Here is a 14548-nt window from a genome sequence, read left to right on the forward strand (position 1 = left end):
GTCCGCTATATTCGGCACGTCGCCGCCTCCGCGACATACGGCACCACTTCGGGGGTCATGGTCACCGCATGAGCCGCCTGGACGATTCCGGCCTGACCAGCGTCGGTCAGCTCGGAGGGCTTGGCCCGCCCCACCGCGGCCGGGGCGACGCCGACGTGGCCCTGGTCGACGCGCTGGACCCGCTGACCTGGCGCGCGGCCATGACCTGGCTCGCGGGCAGGCCCTCCACGGCCCGGCGGCGGACCTGCCTGCGGGTCCTCGCCTCATGGCTGCGCTGGCTGTACGCGGCCGAACAGGGCCTCGAACCGCTGGCCGCCTCCGCCGCCCATCTCGACGCCTACTGCTACGCCGCACTCACCACCGGCGACGGCGTCACCGCCAGGCCGCTGGCCCAGGCGACGGTGGCCGGCAGGCGCGCCGTCGTGGCCTCCTTCTACGCGCACGCCGAGCGGACCGGCGCCGTACGGGCGCAGCGCATCCTGAACGGCACGTCCCGCCTCACCCGGGACGAACGACGCCTGCTGCGCAGGGGGATCGCGCGGCTGGCCGGTGACGGCCGGCGCGCCGAGGCGCTCGCCGTCGCCCTGCTGGAGGCCACCGGCACGTCCGCGGACGCGCTCGCCTCGCTGTCGGCCCGCGACCTGCATGCGCTGCCCGGCGACGGCCCGCCCGTCGTGCTCGTCGTGCGCGACGAGCGGGACCCGGTCGCGTACCCGATCTCGCCGCAGATCCGCCGCCTGCTGGAGGCCGAGTCCGCCGGACGGGGCGCCGACGAGCCGCTGATCAGGCGGCCGGACGGCGGTCAGGTGGAGCCCGGCTGGATCGCCGACGCGCTCACGGGCGCCGCGCGGGCCGGCGGGCTGCCCCTGCAGCGGGCCGAACTCCTGCGCCCGCACCTGCTGCGGGCGACCGGGGTGCACGGGGACGCCGGGGGCGGGTAGAGGGCGGCCGGGCGCGGCGCGTGCCGGCCGCCCTGCCGCGTCAGTAGACGTACGGCCAGCCGGCCGCGTCATAGCCGATCTTGTTGATGCCCAGCCGGGACGAGTTGTCCGCCGCGTACCAGTGGTAGAAGAGGACGTCGCCGTCGGTGTCGGCGAGGACCGCCTGATGGCCGGGGCCGTGGATGTCGCCGTGGCCGGCCAGGATCTGCGTGCCGCCGCCGGCGGTCAGCGCCACCCCGTTGCGGTCCACGTACGGGCCGGTCACCGAGGTGGAGCGGCCGGCCATGACGCGGTAGGTGCTGGCGGCGCCCCGGCAGCACGCGTCGAAGGAGACCAGCAGGTAGTAGTAGGCGCCGTGCCGGTAGACGGTCGGCGCCTCGATCGCGCCGCCGTTGCGGCCGGCGATCGAGTGGACGGCCGAGCCGAGCCGCCTGCCGGTGGCCGGGTCGAGCTGGATCATCTTGATGCCGGACCAGAACGAGCCGAAGCTCAGCCACCAGCGGCCCTGGTCGTCGACGACGAGGTTGGGGTCGATGGCGTTGAAGTCGTCCGAGGTCCGCGACTCGATGACCAGGCCCTGGTTGGTCCACGACCCCGACGCCCCGCTCGTGCTGGTGGCGAGGAAGATCGCCGAGCGGTTGGAGCCGAAGGTGGAGGCCGAGTAGTACATGACGTAGCGGCCGCCGGTGTAGGTGATGTCCGGCGCCCAGAGCGTGTTGCCGCCGTTCGTGTACGGATGCGCCCACGGCACGCCGCCGGGGAAGGCGGACCCGGCGTTGCGCCAGGCCGTCCGGTCGGCCGAGGTCTTCAGCTGGATGCCCTCGCCGGTGTGGGCCAGCAGATAGCCGCCGGCGGGAGTCTTGGCCACCTCGGGATCGTGCACGTTGACGGAGCCGGTGACGGTGCCGGGGTCGGGGTAGGAGGGCGGCGGCGTGGACGAGTCGCCCAGCTTGACGAGCTGCCACTGCTGGTTGGCGCCGTTCAGGTCGGCGTACTGCGACAGCCGTCCGCCGTCGGCGGTCGACCACTCCCAGACCTCCAGGGCCTTGCCGCTGTTGCGGTTGATCAGCTTGACGAAGCCGTTGTCGGTGTCGGCGACGCGGAACTGCTGGTTGGCGCCGTTGCGGTCGCTCCACTGGACGATGTTCGCGCCGTCGGCGGTGGAGTTGTCGCGGACGTCGAGGACCTTGCCGCTGTGGCGGGAGCGCAGGCGGTAGTGGCCGCCTCCGGAGTCGACGAACTGCCACTGCTGCCAGGCGCCGTCGTTGCGGGCCCACTGGACGATGGGCGCGCCGTCGGCCGTGGCGCGCTCGTAGACGTCCATGACCTTGCCGCTGTGCCGGTTGACCAGCACGTACCAGGCGCTGGTGTCGATCGTCGCGGCGGCCGCCTGCCCGGCGGCCACGAGGGTCTGGCACATGGCCAGCAGTGCCACGACGGCTGCCGTGAGGGCGCGGCGGGGTCTCGGTCGTGAGGAAGCGGGTCTGTTCATAGAGCGCCTCTCGATGTTAGCGCTAACATATGGCTGGGCTGTCGAGAAAGGAAGGTCGATCGAGAACTACACCACCGAGGGCCGACGTCCGCGGTGCTGGTCATCCTGGTTGTGCGCCCAGTGTTAGCGCGAACACCCGGCCGGTCAAGGAATCGCGCGCAGCCCCGCCGTACCGCAGGAACGGCGCCCGCCGCCGCCCGCGGTCCCCGCCGCCGCCCGCCACCTGCCCGTGATCCCCACGGGGGATCGCCCCGCGCGGCTCCGGTCGCCCGGCGCGGCGCGCTGAAAGTTTCACCGCTCGCGACCGTCGCACGTCCGTGCCGCCGCGCCCGTGGCCGCTAGGTCGGACAGCTGACCCCTTTTTGAGGGTTGTGCGCCTCAACCAGGCATGGAGGCGAGCAAAGTCTCAACCGTATGTCCAACGATACCGTTGAGGGCATGACTAGTGGCATCAAGGACACCGCCCATGCCGTCGAGGCCGCCGCCGTCATGCGGCTGCTCCCGGCGCGGCCGCGGGTGCTCGCGCTGGGCGAGCCGACCCACGGCGAGGAGCTCCTGCTCGACGTCCGCAACGAGCTCTTCCGGCAGCTCGTCGAGCAGGAGGGCTACACGACGATCGCCATCGAGAGCGACTGCGTGATGGGCCTGGTCGTGGACGACTACGTCGCCACGGGCGAGGGCACCCTCGACGAGGTCATGGAGCGCGGCATCAGCCACGGCTGGGGCGCGGCGGCGGGCAACCGCGAGCTCGTGCGCTGGATGCGCGCCCACAACGAGGGCCGGCCCGCGCCGGAGCGGCTGCGCTTCGCCGGTGTCGACGGCCCGATGGAGATCACCGGCCCGGCGAGCCCCCGGGAGTCGCTCACCGCTCTTCACGGCTACCTCGCGGCCCTGGTGCACGAGAGCCTGCTCCCCTGCACCGCGGAGACGCTCGACCGCCTGCTCGGCGCCGACGAGCGGTGGACCGACGAGGCGGCGATGATGGATCCGTCCCGGTCCGTGGGACGGTCGGCCGAGGCCCGCGAGCTGCGGCTGCTCGCCGACGACCTGGCGGCGCTGCTCGACGAGCGGACGCCGCACCTGATCGCGGCGACCTCACGGGACGCCTGGGAACGCGCGCGCCAGTACGCCAGAGCCGCCACCGGCCTGATGCGCTACCACTTCTGGATGGCCGACGACTCGCCGGGCCGCATGGCGCGGCTGCTGGGCGTACGGGATTCGATCATGGCCGACAACCTCCTCGCGGCCGCACGGCGGGGTCCGGTGCTGGTCCACGCCCACAACCTCCACCTGCAGCGGCACGAGGCCGCGATGCGGATGGGCGACCTGCCGCTGGACTGGTGGGGCGCCGGCGCGCTGGTGAGCGCCCATCTGGGCGAGGAGTACGCCTTCGTGGCCGGGGCTCTCGGCACGATCCGGCACCAGGGGGTGGACACCCCGCCCCCGGGCACCGTCGAAGGGCTCCTGTACGCGCTCCCGGAGGACCGCTGCCTGGTCGACGCCCGCCGGCTGGCCGCCGTCCTCGCCGATGCGCCGCCCGGGCCCCGCGAGTCCTCCTGGTTCGGCTACTTCCCCCTCGATCCGGCCCACCTGGCTCAGAGCGACGGCATCGTGTACGTCAAGGACATGCCGCCGAGGTAGGTCAGCGCGACTGGACGTGTTCCCGGTCGACCAGGGCACGGGCGAAGACGACCGTGACGAGGCCCGCCAGCACGACGGAGAGCAGCCCGGCGCGGAGGCTGACGAGGTCGGCGACGAGTCCGACGAGGAGCGGGGACAGCAGGAGTCCCCCGCGCAGCAGCCAGCTGACGACGGTCAGGCCGGTGCCGGGGGGCAGCCCCGGCAGCTCGTCGGCGGTGTGCATGGCGGCGGGGACGAGCGTCGCGAAGCCGAGCCCGGCCAGGGCGAAGCCGATCAGCGCGGTCGCGATCGACGGCACGGCGAGCGCGCCGCCCATGCCGGCGGCGGCCAGCACCCCTCCCGCCCGCGCGACGGCGCGCCGGCCGAAGCGGTCCACCACGCGGTCGCCGGTGAGGCGGCCGGCGGTCATGGCGGCCTGGAAGGCCACCACGGCCAGGCCGGCGGTGGCGGCGTCGGCGTGCAGGCCGCTGAGGTAGAGGGCGCCCCAGGACGCGCCGGCGTCCTCGACGAGCGCGCCGCAGGCCGCCAGCACGCCGAGCGCGGCCAGCATCCGCACGGCGGGACCGGCGAACGAGCGCCGCCCGCCGCGGACGGGCAGGGCGGCCGGATGGCCTTCGGCGGCGGCCGGGGCGGCTGGATGGCCGTCTGCGGCGGCCGGGTCCTGGGCCTCGGCGGTGCGCTCGGCGTCCTCCGGGCCGGACAGCAGGAACCGGTAGGCGACCACGGCGACGACGCTGAACAGCGCGGCGGAGATGGCCAGGTGGATCGCCAGGGGCAGCCGGAGACCGGCGGCGGCCGCGCCCATCAGGCCGCCCAGCACCGCGCCGACGCTCCACAGGCCGTGCAGCGAGTTGACGATGGAGCGCCGGTAGAGCCGCTGGACGCGCAGGCCGTGGGCGTTCTGGGCGACGTCGACGATCGCGTCGAGAGCGCCCACGACGAACAGCACGCCGCCGAACGCGACCCAGTTCGGCACGAAGGGCAGGACCAGCGTCGCGATCGTCGTCAGGACGATCCCGAACGCCGCCACCCGCGCGGAGCGGAAGCGGCGGATGGCGGCGCCGGCGAGCAGCCCGGCCAGCAGCGCGCCCAGCGGGTATCCCGCCAGCGCGGTGCCGAAGACGGCGTTGGTCACTCCGAGGTCGGCCTTGATCTGCGGGTAGCGGGGGACGATGTTGAAGAACACGGCGCCGTTGGTGAGGAACAGCGCCGCGACGGCGACGCGGGCCCGGCGGACGGGCGCGGTGACGGACATCGGCTTTCCGATCGGGGTAGAGGGGGTGGGGGTCAGCGCAGGTAGCGCTGGATGGCGTCGCGGATCTGCGCGGGCGTCATCGGCTCGGTCGACAGCGCGTTGTGCAGCGTGAGGCCCTCGATGAGCGCGTCGAGGCCCCGGGCGGTGTCGGCGTCGAAGTGGCGTTCCAGCGCCTGGCGGCTGCGGGCCATCCATTCCTGGGTGACGGCTCTCAGGACCGGGTTGCGCGCCGCGGCCACGTACAGCTCCACCGTGAGCACGAGGTCGCGCTGTGAGCCGAGCAGGTCGTCCGAGACCAGCGTGATGACGGCCTCGACCGCCGCGTCCCGGTCACGGGCGGCCGCCATCCGCTCGTCGAACACCCGGGCCACCGTGGCGGCGTACCGCTTGAACGCCTCGGCGAGCAGTTCCTCAAGAGAGGTGAAGTGGTAGGTCGTCGAGCCCAGCGGCACGTCCGCCACCCTGGCGATCTCCCGGTGGGTCGTCCCGGCGAGGCCGCGCTCGGCGATGACGGTGAGCGCGGCGTCGATCAGCCGGTCCCGCCGGCCGGGGTCATGGCGGCGGGCGCGCCGTGGCACGGCCCCGCCGTCCCCGCCGGAGACACGACTCACCCCGCGCCCGGTCCGGAGCCCGGACCAGCGCCCGGACCAGCGTCCGTCCCTGCGCTCGGTCCCGCGCCCGGTCCGGTGTGCTCGATCGTGCGGATCACCCGGGCCGGGTTGCCGGCCGCGACCACGTTGGGCGGGAGGTCGCGGGTGACCACCGCGCCGGCGCCGACGACCGCGTTCTCCCCGATCGTGACCCCTGCCAGGACGATCACGCCGCTGCCCAGCCAGACGTTGTCGCCGATGGTGATCGGCGCGGCGGACTCCCACTTCGCCCGGCGGAGGTCCGGGTCCACCGGATGGGTCGGGGTCATCAGCTGCACGTTCGTCCCGATCTGCACGTCGTCGCCGATGGTGATCGACGCGACGTCCAGGGCGACGAGGCCGAAGTTGGCGAAGGACCGGGCGCCGACGCGGATGTGGCTGCCGTAGTCGACCCGCAGCGGCGGCCGGATCTCCGTGCCCTCGCCGACCGCGCCGAGCAGCTTGGCGAGCAGCCGCCGCCGCGTCTGCGGGTCACGGGCCGACGTGGCGTTGTACGCGTCCATCAGATCCGCGGCCCGCCGCATGTGCTCGGCCAGCTCCGGGTCGTCGGCGATGTACAGGTCGCCGGCGAGCATCCGCTCACGCATCGAGCGGCCGTCCGAATCATGCGTCATAAGGACGAGTGTACACATTATATGTACATTCGTACGTAAAGGATGTTTTCCCCGGTGGAAACGCGTCGGCGGGGGTGATCTACGTGGTCGGCACGGTGACGTCGTCGTCCCGTTCGACCTCGCCGAGGCGCAGCTCCGGCGGGCGGCGGGTGAACATCCGGGTCAGGCCGAGCAGGTAGACGAATCCGGCGCCGACCCAGGACAGCCCGACGACGAACGTGAGGCCGGACAGGCTGGTCCACAGCCAGAGGCAGAGCAGCACGCCGACGGCGGGCGCCACGCCGTACTTGACCAGGTCAGGCGGAGTCCGCCTGCCCTCGTTCACGACGTAGTGCTTGATCACCGAGAGGTTGACGAAGGAGAAGGCCACGAGCGCGCCGAAGCTGACCATGGCGGACGCCAACTCCAGGTCGATGACCAGCGCCACCAGCGACAGCGCGCCGACCGCGAGCGTGGCCAGCACGGGGTTGCGGAACCTGGGGTGCACGTAGCCGAAGAACCGCCGCGGCAGCACGCCGTCGCGGCCCATCGCGTACAGGATGCGCGAGACACTCGCCTGCGAGGTCATCGCCGAGGCGAACGCGCCGGAGATGTAGGAGGCGGTGAAGAAGGCGGCCAGCAGCGTCCCGCCGACGTGCCGCATGACGTCCAGGGCCGCCGAGTCCGGGTCGGTGAACGACTGCCAGTCAGGGAAGGCCAGGTGGCCGACGTAGGAGATGACGATGAAGAAGACGCCGCCGGCCAGGGTCGTCAGCATGATCGCCCGGGGGACCCGCCGCCGGGGGTCGTGCGTCTCCTCCGACAGCGTGGAGACCGCGTCGAAGCCCAGGAAGGACAGGCACAGGATCGCGGCGCCGCCGAGGATCATGGACAGGTCGGTGCCGTCGCCGAAGAACGGCTCGGTGATCGACGGCATCGGTTCACCGGCGATGGCGCGCAGGGCTCCGGCCAGGAACACCACGACGAACACGACCTGGATCCCGATGAGCACGACGTTCATCCGGCTGACCATCCGGATGCCCAGCACGTTCAGCCCGGTGACCAGGGCGATCGCGCCGACGACCCAGACCCAGGCCGGGATCGCCTCGAAGGCCGCGTTCAGGTAGATACCGATCACCAGGTAGTTGATCATCGGCAGGAACACGTAGTCCAGCAGCAGGGCCCAGCCCGCCATGAAGCCCAGGTGCGGGCCGAACGATTTCTGGGTGTAGGTGTAGGCCGAGCCGGCGTACGGATGCGCCCGGACCATCCGCCCGTAGCTGTAGGCGGTGAACAGCATCGCGACGAGGGTGACGACGTACGCGCCGGGCAGGTGGCCCTCGGTCATCTCGGTGACGATCCCGTACGTGGTGAACACCGTGAGCGGCACCATGTACGCCAGGCCGAACAGGACAAGCGAGGGCAGACCGAGCACCCGCCGCAGGTGTGGGGTGGGGGGTTGGCTGGACAAGGGTTCCTCCTCAGGGGCGTTCGTAGACGACGGACCCCTCGGTGATGGTGTAGTCGACGCGGGCGTCGGCGGCCGGGCCGGCGGCGCGGGCGAACAGGTTGCGGTCGAGGACGGCGAGGTCGGCGCGGTTGCCGACGGCGATGGTGCCGGCGTCGGCGTCGTGGTTGACGTACGCGGAGCCGGCGGTGAACGCGGCCAGCGCGACGGGCAACGGCAGCGCCTGTTCGGGCAGGAAGGGCGCGTTGTCCCGGTTCTCCGGGTCGACGCGGGTGACGGCGACCTCGATCTCCTCCAGCGGGTTGGCGGTGGTCACCGACCAGTCGCTGCCCATCGCCAGGGTCGCGCCGGAGCGCAGCAGGTCGCCGAAGGGGTACTGCAGGTCGGCGCGGTCGCGGCCGAGGAACGGCAGCGTCAGCTCCTCCATCTGCGGTTCCATCTGCGCCCAGTACGCCTGGCAGTTGGCCGTGACGCCGAGGGCGCGGAAGCGCGGGACGTCGTCGGGGTGCACGAGCTGCAGGTGCGCGATGTGGTGCCGGCGGTCGCCGGGGCCGTTGGCGGTCCTGGCGGCCTGCACGGCGTCGAGCGCGTTGCGCACGGCGCGGTCGCCGATCGCGTGCAGGTGCGTCTGGAAGCCGAGCCGGTCGAGCTCGGTGACCGCGGCGGCCAGCAGGTCGGGTTCGACGTAGGTCAGGCCGTGGTTGGCGGTGTGCCCGCCGCAGCCGTCGCAGTAGGGCTCCAGCAGCGCGCCCGTGTAGTTCTCCATCACCCCGTCGGTCATGATCTTCACGGTGGTGGGGCGGAACCGGGCGGTGCCCGTCTCCCTCTGGCCGAGGAACTCCGGGATCTGGTCCAGCCCGCGATGCCGGTCCCACCACAGCGCGCCCACGACGCGCGCGGTGAGCCGGCCGGCGGAGTCCAGGGAGCGGTAGGCGTCCAGGGTGGCCGGGGTGACCCAGGCGTCCTGCCAGCCGGTGATGCCGAGGGAGTGCAGGTGCGCCTGGGCGTCGAGGATGGCGTCCTCCCACTCCTCGCGGGAGGGCAGTGGGACGTGCCGGTCGTTGAAGGAGTAGGCCGCGCCCTCGTGCAGGGTGCCGGTGGGCTCGCCGGTCCGCGGGTCGCGTTCGATCCGGCCGTCGGGCGGGTCGGGGGTGGCTGCGGTGATCCCGGCCAGCGCGAGCGCGGCGGAGTTCACCCACGCGCCGTGCACGTCCCGGTTGAACAGGAACACCGGCCGGTCCGGCACGATCGCGTCGAGGTCCTCCTTGCGCGGGGTGCCGCCGGGGAAGTACTCCATCGCCCAGCCGCCGCCGACGATCCAGGGCCGGTCCGGCTCCCCCGCCGCGTAGGCGGCGACGCGGTCGAGGTAGGCCTGCCGGCCCACCAGCCCGTTGAGGTCCACGTTCAGCCGGTTGCGGCCGGCGAACGGCGCGTGGACGTGCGCGTCCTGGAAGCCGGGCAGCACCATCCCGCCGCGCGCCTCGATCACCCGGGTGCGCGGGCCGACGAGCTCGCGGACGGCGGGCTCGCCCAGCGCGACGATCCGGTCCCCGCGCACGGCCACCGCGTCGGACCAGCTCCGTGCGGCGTCGACGGTGTAGACGTCGGCTCCGACGATCACGAGATCGGCGTGTGGGGTCACTCGGTGCACCTTCTTCGGGGTCAGAGGAAGTACAGGCGGGACAGGGACACCTGCTCGGCCGGTGCGGAACTGATGGGCTCGCCGTCCAGCCGGACGGCGCCGGTGCGCGGGTCGACGTGGACGTGGCCGGTGCGGGCGTTGCGCACCATGTCGGGCAGGCCGATGCCGCGCGTGCCGCGTACGGGGACGCGGCGGCGGCGGGTGGGCAGCAGGTCCGCCCCGGCCTCGGCGGCGGCCCGGCTGACGAAGGCGACGGCCAGCTCGGCGGGGGCGGCCCCGTACCCGCCGAACTGCGGGCCGAGGACGAGCGGCTGCGCCTCGTCCACCGCCGCGTTCGGGTCGCCGGTCACGCCCCAGGCGGGGAACCCGGCCTTGAGCACCAGCCGCGGGGTGGCGGCGAACCTGGCCGGCTCCCAGAGCACGAGGTCGGCGAGCAGGCCGGGCCGCAGCGAGCCGATCTCGTGGCCGAGCCCGTGCGCGAGCGCCGGGTTGACGGTGAGCTTGGCCAGGTAGCGCAGGACCCGGGCGTTGTCGTGGCGGTCGTGCTCGGCCCCCCGCTCGGCCTTCATCTTCGCGGCCAGGGCGAAGGTCCGCCGGACCGTCTCGCCGGCCCGGCCCATGCCCTGGGCGTCGGAGGAGGTGATGGGTATGACGCCGAGGTCGTGCAGCACGTCCTCGGCCCCCATGGTCTGCTCGCGAATCCGGTCGCGGGCCATCGCCTCGTCGCAGGGCAGGTCCGGAGAGAGCCCGTGGCAGGAGACGATCATGTCGTAGTGCTCGGCGACGGCGTCCCGGCCGAACGGCAGCGTCGGGTTGGTGGAGGAGCCGATGACGTGCGGCTGCCCGGCCAGGCTGAGCACGTCGGGCACGTGACCGCCGCCGCAGCCCTCGATGTGGAAGGCGTGGATGGTGCGCCCGTCCAGCACCGCCAGCGTGTCACGTACAGACAGGCTCTCGTTCAGCCCGTCGGTGTGCAGCGCGACCTGCACGTCGTGCTCCTCGGCCACCCGGAGCGCGGTGTCCAGCGCGCGGGCGTGCGCGCCCATGTCCTCGTGCACCTTGAACCCGCAGGCGCCGCCCTCGGCCAGCGCCTCGACCAGCGGCTCGGGCCGCGACGAGGAGCCGCGGGCGAGGAACCCGACGTTGACCGGCCAGGCGTCGAACGCGGCGAAGGCGGTGCGCAGCGCCCACGGCGAGTTCACCCCGACGCCCCACACCGGGCCGAACTCCTGGCCGAGGATGGTGGTCACCCCGGAGGCGAGCGAGGCCTCCATCACCCGCGGCGACAGCAGGTGCACGTGCGTGTCGATCACTCCCGCGGTGGCGATCAGGCCTTCGCCGCTGATGATCGTGGTGCCGGTGCCGGCCACCACCTCGACGCCGTCGAGGGTGTCGGGGTTCCCCGCCCGCCCGATCGCGCAGATGCGGCCCTCCCGGATACCGATGGAGGCCTTGCGCACCCCGAGCAGCGGGTCGAGGATCAGCACGTTGGACACGATCAGGTCGCACGTGTCGTGGGTCGATGTGGCCTTCAGGTGCAGGCCGTCGCGGGCGGTCTTGCCGAAGCCGGCGAGGAACTCGTCCCCGCGCCGCTGCGCGTCCGCCTCGACCTCCACCACCAGCCCGGTGTCGCCGAGCACCACCCTGTCCCCGGTGGTCGGCCCGTACACCGCCGCGTAGTCGCCGCCGTTCACGGTCACTCCGATCCCAGGTAGCCGCAGGCCCGAGCGCGTTCCAGCGCCGCCTCCCGGGCGCCCGGGGCGTCCAGCGGCCCGTCCACGAGGCCGGCGAAGCCGACCACCACGCGCGCGCCGCCGATCGGCGCCAGCCGCACCCCGGTGGTCTGGCCGGGGTCGAACCGCGTCGCCGTGCCCGCCAGCACGGCCAGGTGCCGCCCGTAGGCGGCGGCCCGGTCGAACCGCAGCCGCGGGTTCACCTCGAAGAAGTGGAAGTGCGAGGTGACGCTGATCGGCACCGCCGCCGTGTTGGTGACCAGGACCGTCACGACCTCGTCACCGTACGGCTCGGGACGGTCCGCCCCGGGCAGCAGGGCGCCCGGCCCGGCCGGGTCGGGCGCCGCCGGGCCGAACGGGGCGGTGACCACGGCCAGCCGGGTCCCGTCGTCGAAGACCGCCTCGACCTTCACCTCGGTGACCACGTTGATGACGCCGGGCAGCACGTCCTCGTGGGTCAGCACGGAGCGCCCGGCGGCGATCGCCTCGCTCAGCCGCCGGCCGTCACGGGCCGCCTCGCAGACCGTGTCCGCGATCAGCGCGGTGGCCTCGGGCACGTTCAGCCGCAGGCCCCTGGCCCGCCGCGCCCGCGCCAGCTCCGCCGCGGTGAACAGCAGCAGCCGGTCGCGTTCCGCAGGAGTGAGATGCACGACGACCGCCTCCATGACCTGTAGGAATCCGCCGAGGTGGGCATGATTAGAACACGTACAGGAACGTTCCTGCAATGGTCTGGAGAAACGTTCCTGCACAGGCGCGGGAACCACGGCCGCGACCGCCGTCGCGCGGGAGTACGGTTGCCCTTGATGAACGCGCCTCGACCGATCACCTTGCAGGACGTGGCCCGCGCGGCGGGGGTGTCGACGACGACCGTGTCCGACGCCCTGAGCGGCCGGGGCCGGCTGCCCGCCGCGACGCGCGAGCGGGTGGCCGCGGTCGCCCGCGACCTGGGCTACGTCGCCAACCGGAGCGCCCGCAATCTGCGCAGGGGCCGCACCGGCGCCATCGGCCTCTACTTCCCCGGCCGCACGATCGGTCTCGAGTACTACATGCACCTCGCGATCGGCGCCGCCGAGGAGGCGCTGGCCCACGATCTGGCGCTCACGCTCATCCCGGCGACGAAGGATCCGGGGCGCGCGCCGTCCCTCCACCTCGACGGCGTGGTGGTCTCCGACCCCGTGCTCGGCGACCCGATGCTGGAGACGCTGACCGGCCTGCGCGTGCCGATCGTCACCTGCGAGCGCGACCTGACGCCGGGCGCCCGGCACGCGGGCCGGGTCGAGTCCGACCACGCCGCGGCGACCCGCACGCTGCTCGGCCACCTGTCCCGTCACGGCGGCCAGATCGCGATGCTCTGCCCCGGCGAGGAGACCGCGTTCGGCCTGGACATCCGCACCGCCTACCAGAGGTGGTGCGCCGAGACCGGCCGGACGCCGCTGGTCTACGACGTGCCGCTGGTCTGCGAGCCGCAGGACGTCAGCCGCGCCGTGGCCGAGGCCCTGCGGGCGCCCGGCGGCGTCGAAGCGATCGTCTCCGTCCCCGACGGCGGCGCGAACAGCGCCGTGCAGGCCGCCTTCCAGCAGGGCCGCCACGTGCCCGGTGACCTGCGGGTGGCCTCGTACGTCGACAGCCCTTCCCTGCGCGGCCTGGCCACCCCCATCACCGCGATCGACATCGCGCCGCGCGAGATGGGCCGCCGGGCGGCGCGGATGCTCGCCGACCTTCTCACCGGCGCCGTCGCGCCGGGCGCGGTGGAGGTCCTGCCCACCCGGCTCATGGTGCGGGCCAGCACCTCACCGGCGGGCTGAACACGGCGCGGTACGGGCGAGCACGCCCAGCGGGTCGGCCAGCAGGCCGGAGAAGCCGAGTTCGGCGGCGCCGGCCAGCGTGGCGTCGTAGCCCAGGGCCGACGTGCGCAGCCGTACCCGCTCCCGGGCGACGGGCAGCGCGTTGGCGGCGATGCGGGCGCGCACCTGTGCCGCCATGCCCGGATAGATCTCGCGCAACGTACCGCCGAAGATGACCATGCCGGGGTTGAAGAGGTTGCACAGGTTCGCCACCCCGATGCCGAGCCAGTCGCCGATCCGGTGCAGCGCCTCCTGGGCCGCCGGATCGCCGCGGTCGGCGTCGTCCGCCACCGCCCGCACGGCGTCGCGGCCGAACAGTTCGGCCGGTCGCCCGGCGGCGTCGAGCAGGGCCCGCTCGCCGACCTCCGCCTCCAGGCAGCCGTGCGAGCCGCAGCCGCACGGGCGCCCGTCGTACGGGTTGACCACCATGTGCCCCAGCTCGCAGCCGTATCCGCTGTCGCCGTCGAGCAGCTTGCCGCCGACGATGATGCCGCCGCCCACGCCGACGTCACCGTGGAGGTAGATCAGGTTCTGGAAGTTCGCGCCGGCTCCGCGCTGCTGTTCGGCGAGCGCGCCGAGATGCGCCTCGTTCCCCACCGACACCGGCAGGCCGAGCCCGAGGCGGCGCCCGAGCTCGGCGCCGAACGCCTGGTCGACCCAGCCCAGGTCGGGCCCGAAGCGCACCATGCCGTCGCCGGGCCGGATCATCCCGCAGTAGGACGCGCCGACCCCGACGCACAGCGCGTCAGGAGGAGCCTCCCCGTGCAGCCGGCGACCGAACTCGGCGAGCACCTCGACCACGCGGTCGAGGTCCGCCCCGGCGCGCGGGCGGACCGCCTCCCTGCGGTCGAGCACGATCCCGCCCAGCGCGACCCTGGCGGCGACCAGTCTGTCCACCGCCACGTCGAAGGCCAGCACGTACGCCCGGCCCGACTCGGGCCGGACCACGAGCGACGGCCGCCCCGCCCGCCCGGTGCCCTGGGGAAGCTCCTCGCGCACCAGGCCGGCCCTGGTGAGCTCCGCTATCAGCGCCATGATGGTGCTGCGGTTGAGCCGCATCCGCTCGCTCAGCGCCGTACGGGAGACCGAACCGCCCAGGTGCACGTGTCGGAGCAGGGTGCCGACGTTGTTCCGGCGGATCTCCTCCTGAACCAACCTGACCTCCGCGATCGTCCGGCTTCCCAGTATCGCGGAGTATGCCCCGGAAGTGTGATCTTCGGCACCCGGACGGCCAGGGCGGCCGGTCCTCCGCCCGCCCCGCGGATACAGTGACCTGCCGTGGCCGGGGG

The 14548-nt window shown here is 73.5% G+C and carries 12 protein-coding genes; 3 read left to right on the forward strand and 9 right to left on the reverse strand.

The genetic code is table 11. The features are described 5' to 3' along the window. Positions 1-68: 68 nt before the first annotated feature. On the forward strand, positions 69-941 hold the full coding sequence (locus tag ACIBF7_RS38300; protein ID WP_397199303.1) for a hypothetical protein: 873 nt from the start codon (positions 69-71) through the stop codon (positions 939-941). A 40-nt stretch (positions 942-981) separates the two neighbouring features. Here ACIBF7_RS38300 and ACIBF7_RS38305 read toward each other — a convergent pair whose 3' ends face one another. Continuing rightward, positions 982-2376 carry a family 43 glycosylhydrolase gene (locus ACIBF7_RS38305; protein ID WP_397199304.1) on the reverse strand — a complete coding sequence of 465 codons (1395 nt, stop codon included), beginning with the start codon at positions 2374-2376 and terminating at the stop codon, positions 982-984. Positions 2377-2871: 495 nt separating this feature from the next. Between ACIBF7_RS38305 and ACIBF7_RS38310 the strand changes: the two genes are divergently transcribed. Next, complete coding sequence (locus tag ACIBF7_RS38310; protein WP_364234234.1) at positions 2872-4074, forward strand: erythromycin esterase family protein; 1203 nt, start codon at positions 2872-2874, stop codon at positions 4072-4074. Between the two features lies 1 nt (position 4075). Here ACIBF7_RS38310 and ACIBF7_RS38315 read toward each other — a convergent pair whose 3' ends face one another. The 7 genes from ACIBF7_RS38315 to ureA all read right to left on the reverse strand — a co-directional run bounded on the left by ACIBF7_RS38315 (position 4076) and on the right by ureA (position 12065). Further along, a complete protein-coding gene (locus tag ACIBF7_RS38315) occupies positions 4076-5329 on the reverse strand; it encodes an MFS transporter (RefSeq protein ID WP_397199305.1) in 1254 nt (417 codons plus the stop codon). 32 nt (positions 5330-5361) lie between these two features. Continuing rightward, a complete protein-coding gene (locus ACIBF7_RS38320; RefSeq protein WP_271279963.1) occupies positions 5362-5907 on the reverse strand; it encodes a TetR/AcrR family transcriptional regulator in 546 nt (181 codons plus the stop codon). Between the two features lie 29 nt (positions 5908-5936). Next, the gene (locus ACIBF7_RS38325) at positions 5937-6593 is read right to left on the reverse strand and encodes a sugar O-acetyltransferase (protein WP_271279962.1); all 657 of its coding nucleotides are present in this window, start codon (positions 6591-6593) and stop codon (positions 5937-5939) included. Between the two features lie 79 nt (positions 6594-6672). Beyond that, positions 6673-8043, reverse strand: a complete 1371-nt coding sequence (locus ACIBF7_RS38330; RefSeq protein ID WP_271279961.1) for an APC family permease — start codon at positions 8041-8043, stop codon at positions 6673-6675. Between the two features lie 10 nt (positions 8044-8053). Then, positions 8054-9682: an amidohydrolase gene (locus ACIBF7_RS38335; RefSeq protein ID WP_271279960.1), complete on the reverse strand. Its 1629-nt coding sequence runs from the start codon at positions 9680-9682 to the stop codon at positions 8054-8056. 20 nt (positions 9683-9702) lie between these two features. Continuing rightward, complete coding sequence (locus tag ACIBF7_RS38340; protein ID WP_397199306.1) at positions 9703-11382, reverse strand: urease subunit alpha; 1680 nt, start codon at positions 11380-11382, stop codon at positions 9703-9705. Beyond that, on the reverse strand, positions 11379-12065 hold the full coding sequence (gene ureA, locus ACIBF7_RS38345; RefSeq protein WP_397199307.1) for an urease subunit gamma: 687 nt from the start codon (positions 12063-12065) through the stop codon (positions 11379-11381). The genes ACIBF7_RS38340 and ureA overlap by 4 nt, the downstream gene beginning before the upstream one ends. A 153-nt stretch (positions 12066-12218) precedes the next feature. Here ureA and ACIBF7_RS38350 point away from each other — a divergent pair, with 153 nt between their 5' ends. Further along, positions 12219-13220 carry a LacI family DNA-binding transcriptional regulator gene (locus ACIBF7_RS38350; RefSeq protein ID WP_187281124.1) on the forward strand — a complete coding sequence of 334 codons (1002 nt, stop codon included), beginning with the start codon at positions 12219-12221 and terminating at the stop codon, positions 13218-13220. On the opposite strand, the gene ACIBF7_RS38355 is transcribed toward ACIBF7_RS38350, so the two are convergent. Next, positions 13206-14414: an ROK family transcriptional regulator gene (locus ACIBF7_RS38355; protein WP_271279957.1), complete on the reverse strand. Its 1209-nt coding sequence runs from the start codon at positions 14412-14414 to the stop codon at positions 13206-13208. The genes ACIBF7_RS38350 and ACIBF7_RS38355 overlap by 15 nt on opposite strands. Positions 14415-14548 lie beyond the last annotated feature (134 nt).

This window comes from Nonomuraea sp. NPDC050478 (assembly GCF_044458265.1).
Lineage (GTDB): Bacteria > Actinomycetota > Actinomycetes > Streptosporangiales > Streptosporangiaceae > Nonomuraea > Nonomuraea ferruginea.

What these genes read in the sequence shown, in the direction of transcription:
- ACIBF7_RS38300 (WP_397199303.1), top strand. Translation starts at nt 69, where the DNA reads ATGAGCCGCCTGGACGATTCCGGCCTGACCAGCGTCGGTCAGCTCGGA.
- ACIBF7_RS38310 (WP_364234234.1), top strand. Translation starts at nt 2,872, where the DNA reads ATGACTAGTGGCATCAAGGACACCGCCCATGCCGTCGAGGCCGCCGCC.
- ACIBF7_RS38315 (WP_397199305.1), bottom strand. Translation starts at nt 5,329, where the DNA reads ATGTCCGTCACCGCGCCCGTCCGCCGGGCCCGCGTCGCCGTCGCGGCG.
- ACIBF7_RS38325 (WP_271279962.1), bottom strand. Translation starts at nt 6,593, where the DNA reads ATGACGCATGATTCGGACGGCCGCTCGATGCGTGAGCGGATGCTCGCC.
- ACIBF7_RS38350 (WP_187281124.1), top strand. Translation starts at nt 12,219, where the DNA reads ATGAACGCGCCTCGACCGATCACCTTGCAGGACGTGGCCCGCGCGGCG.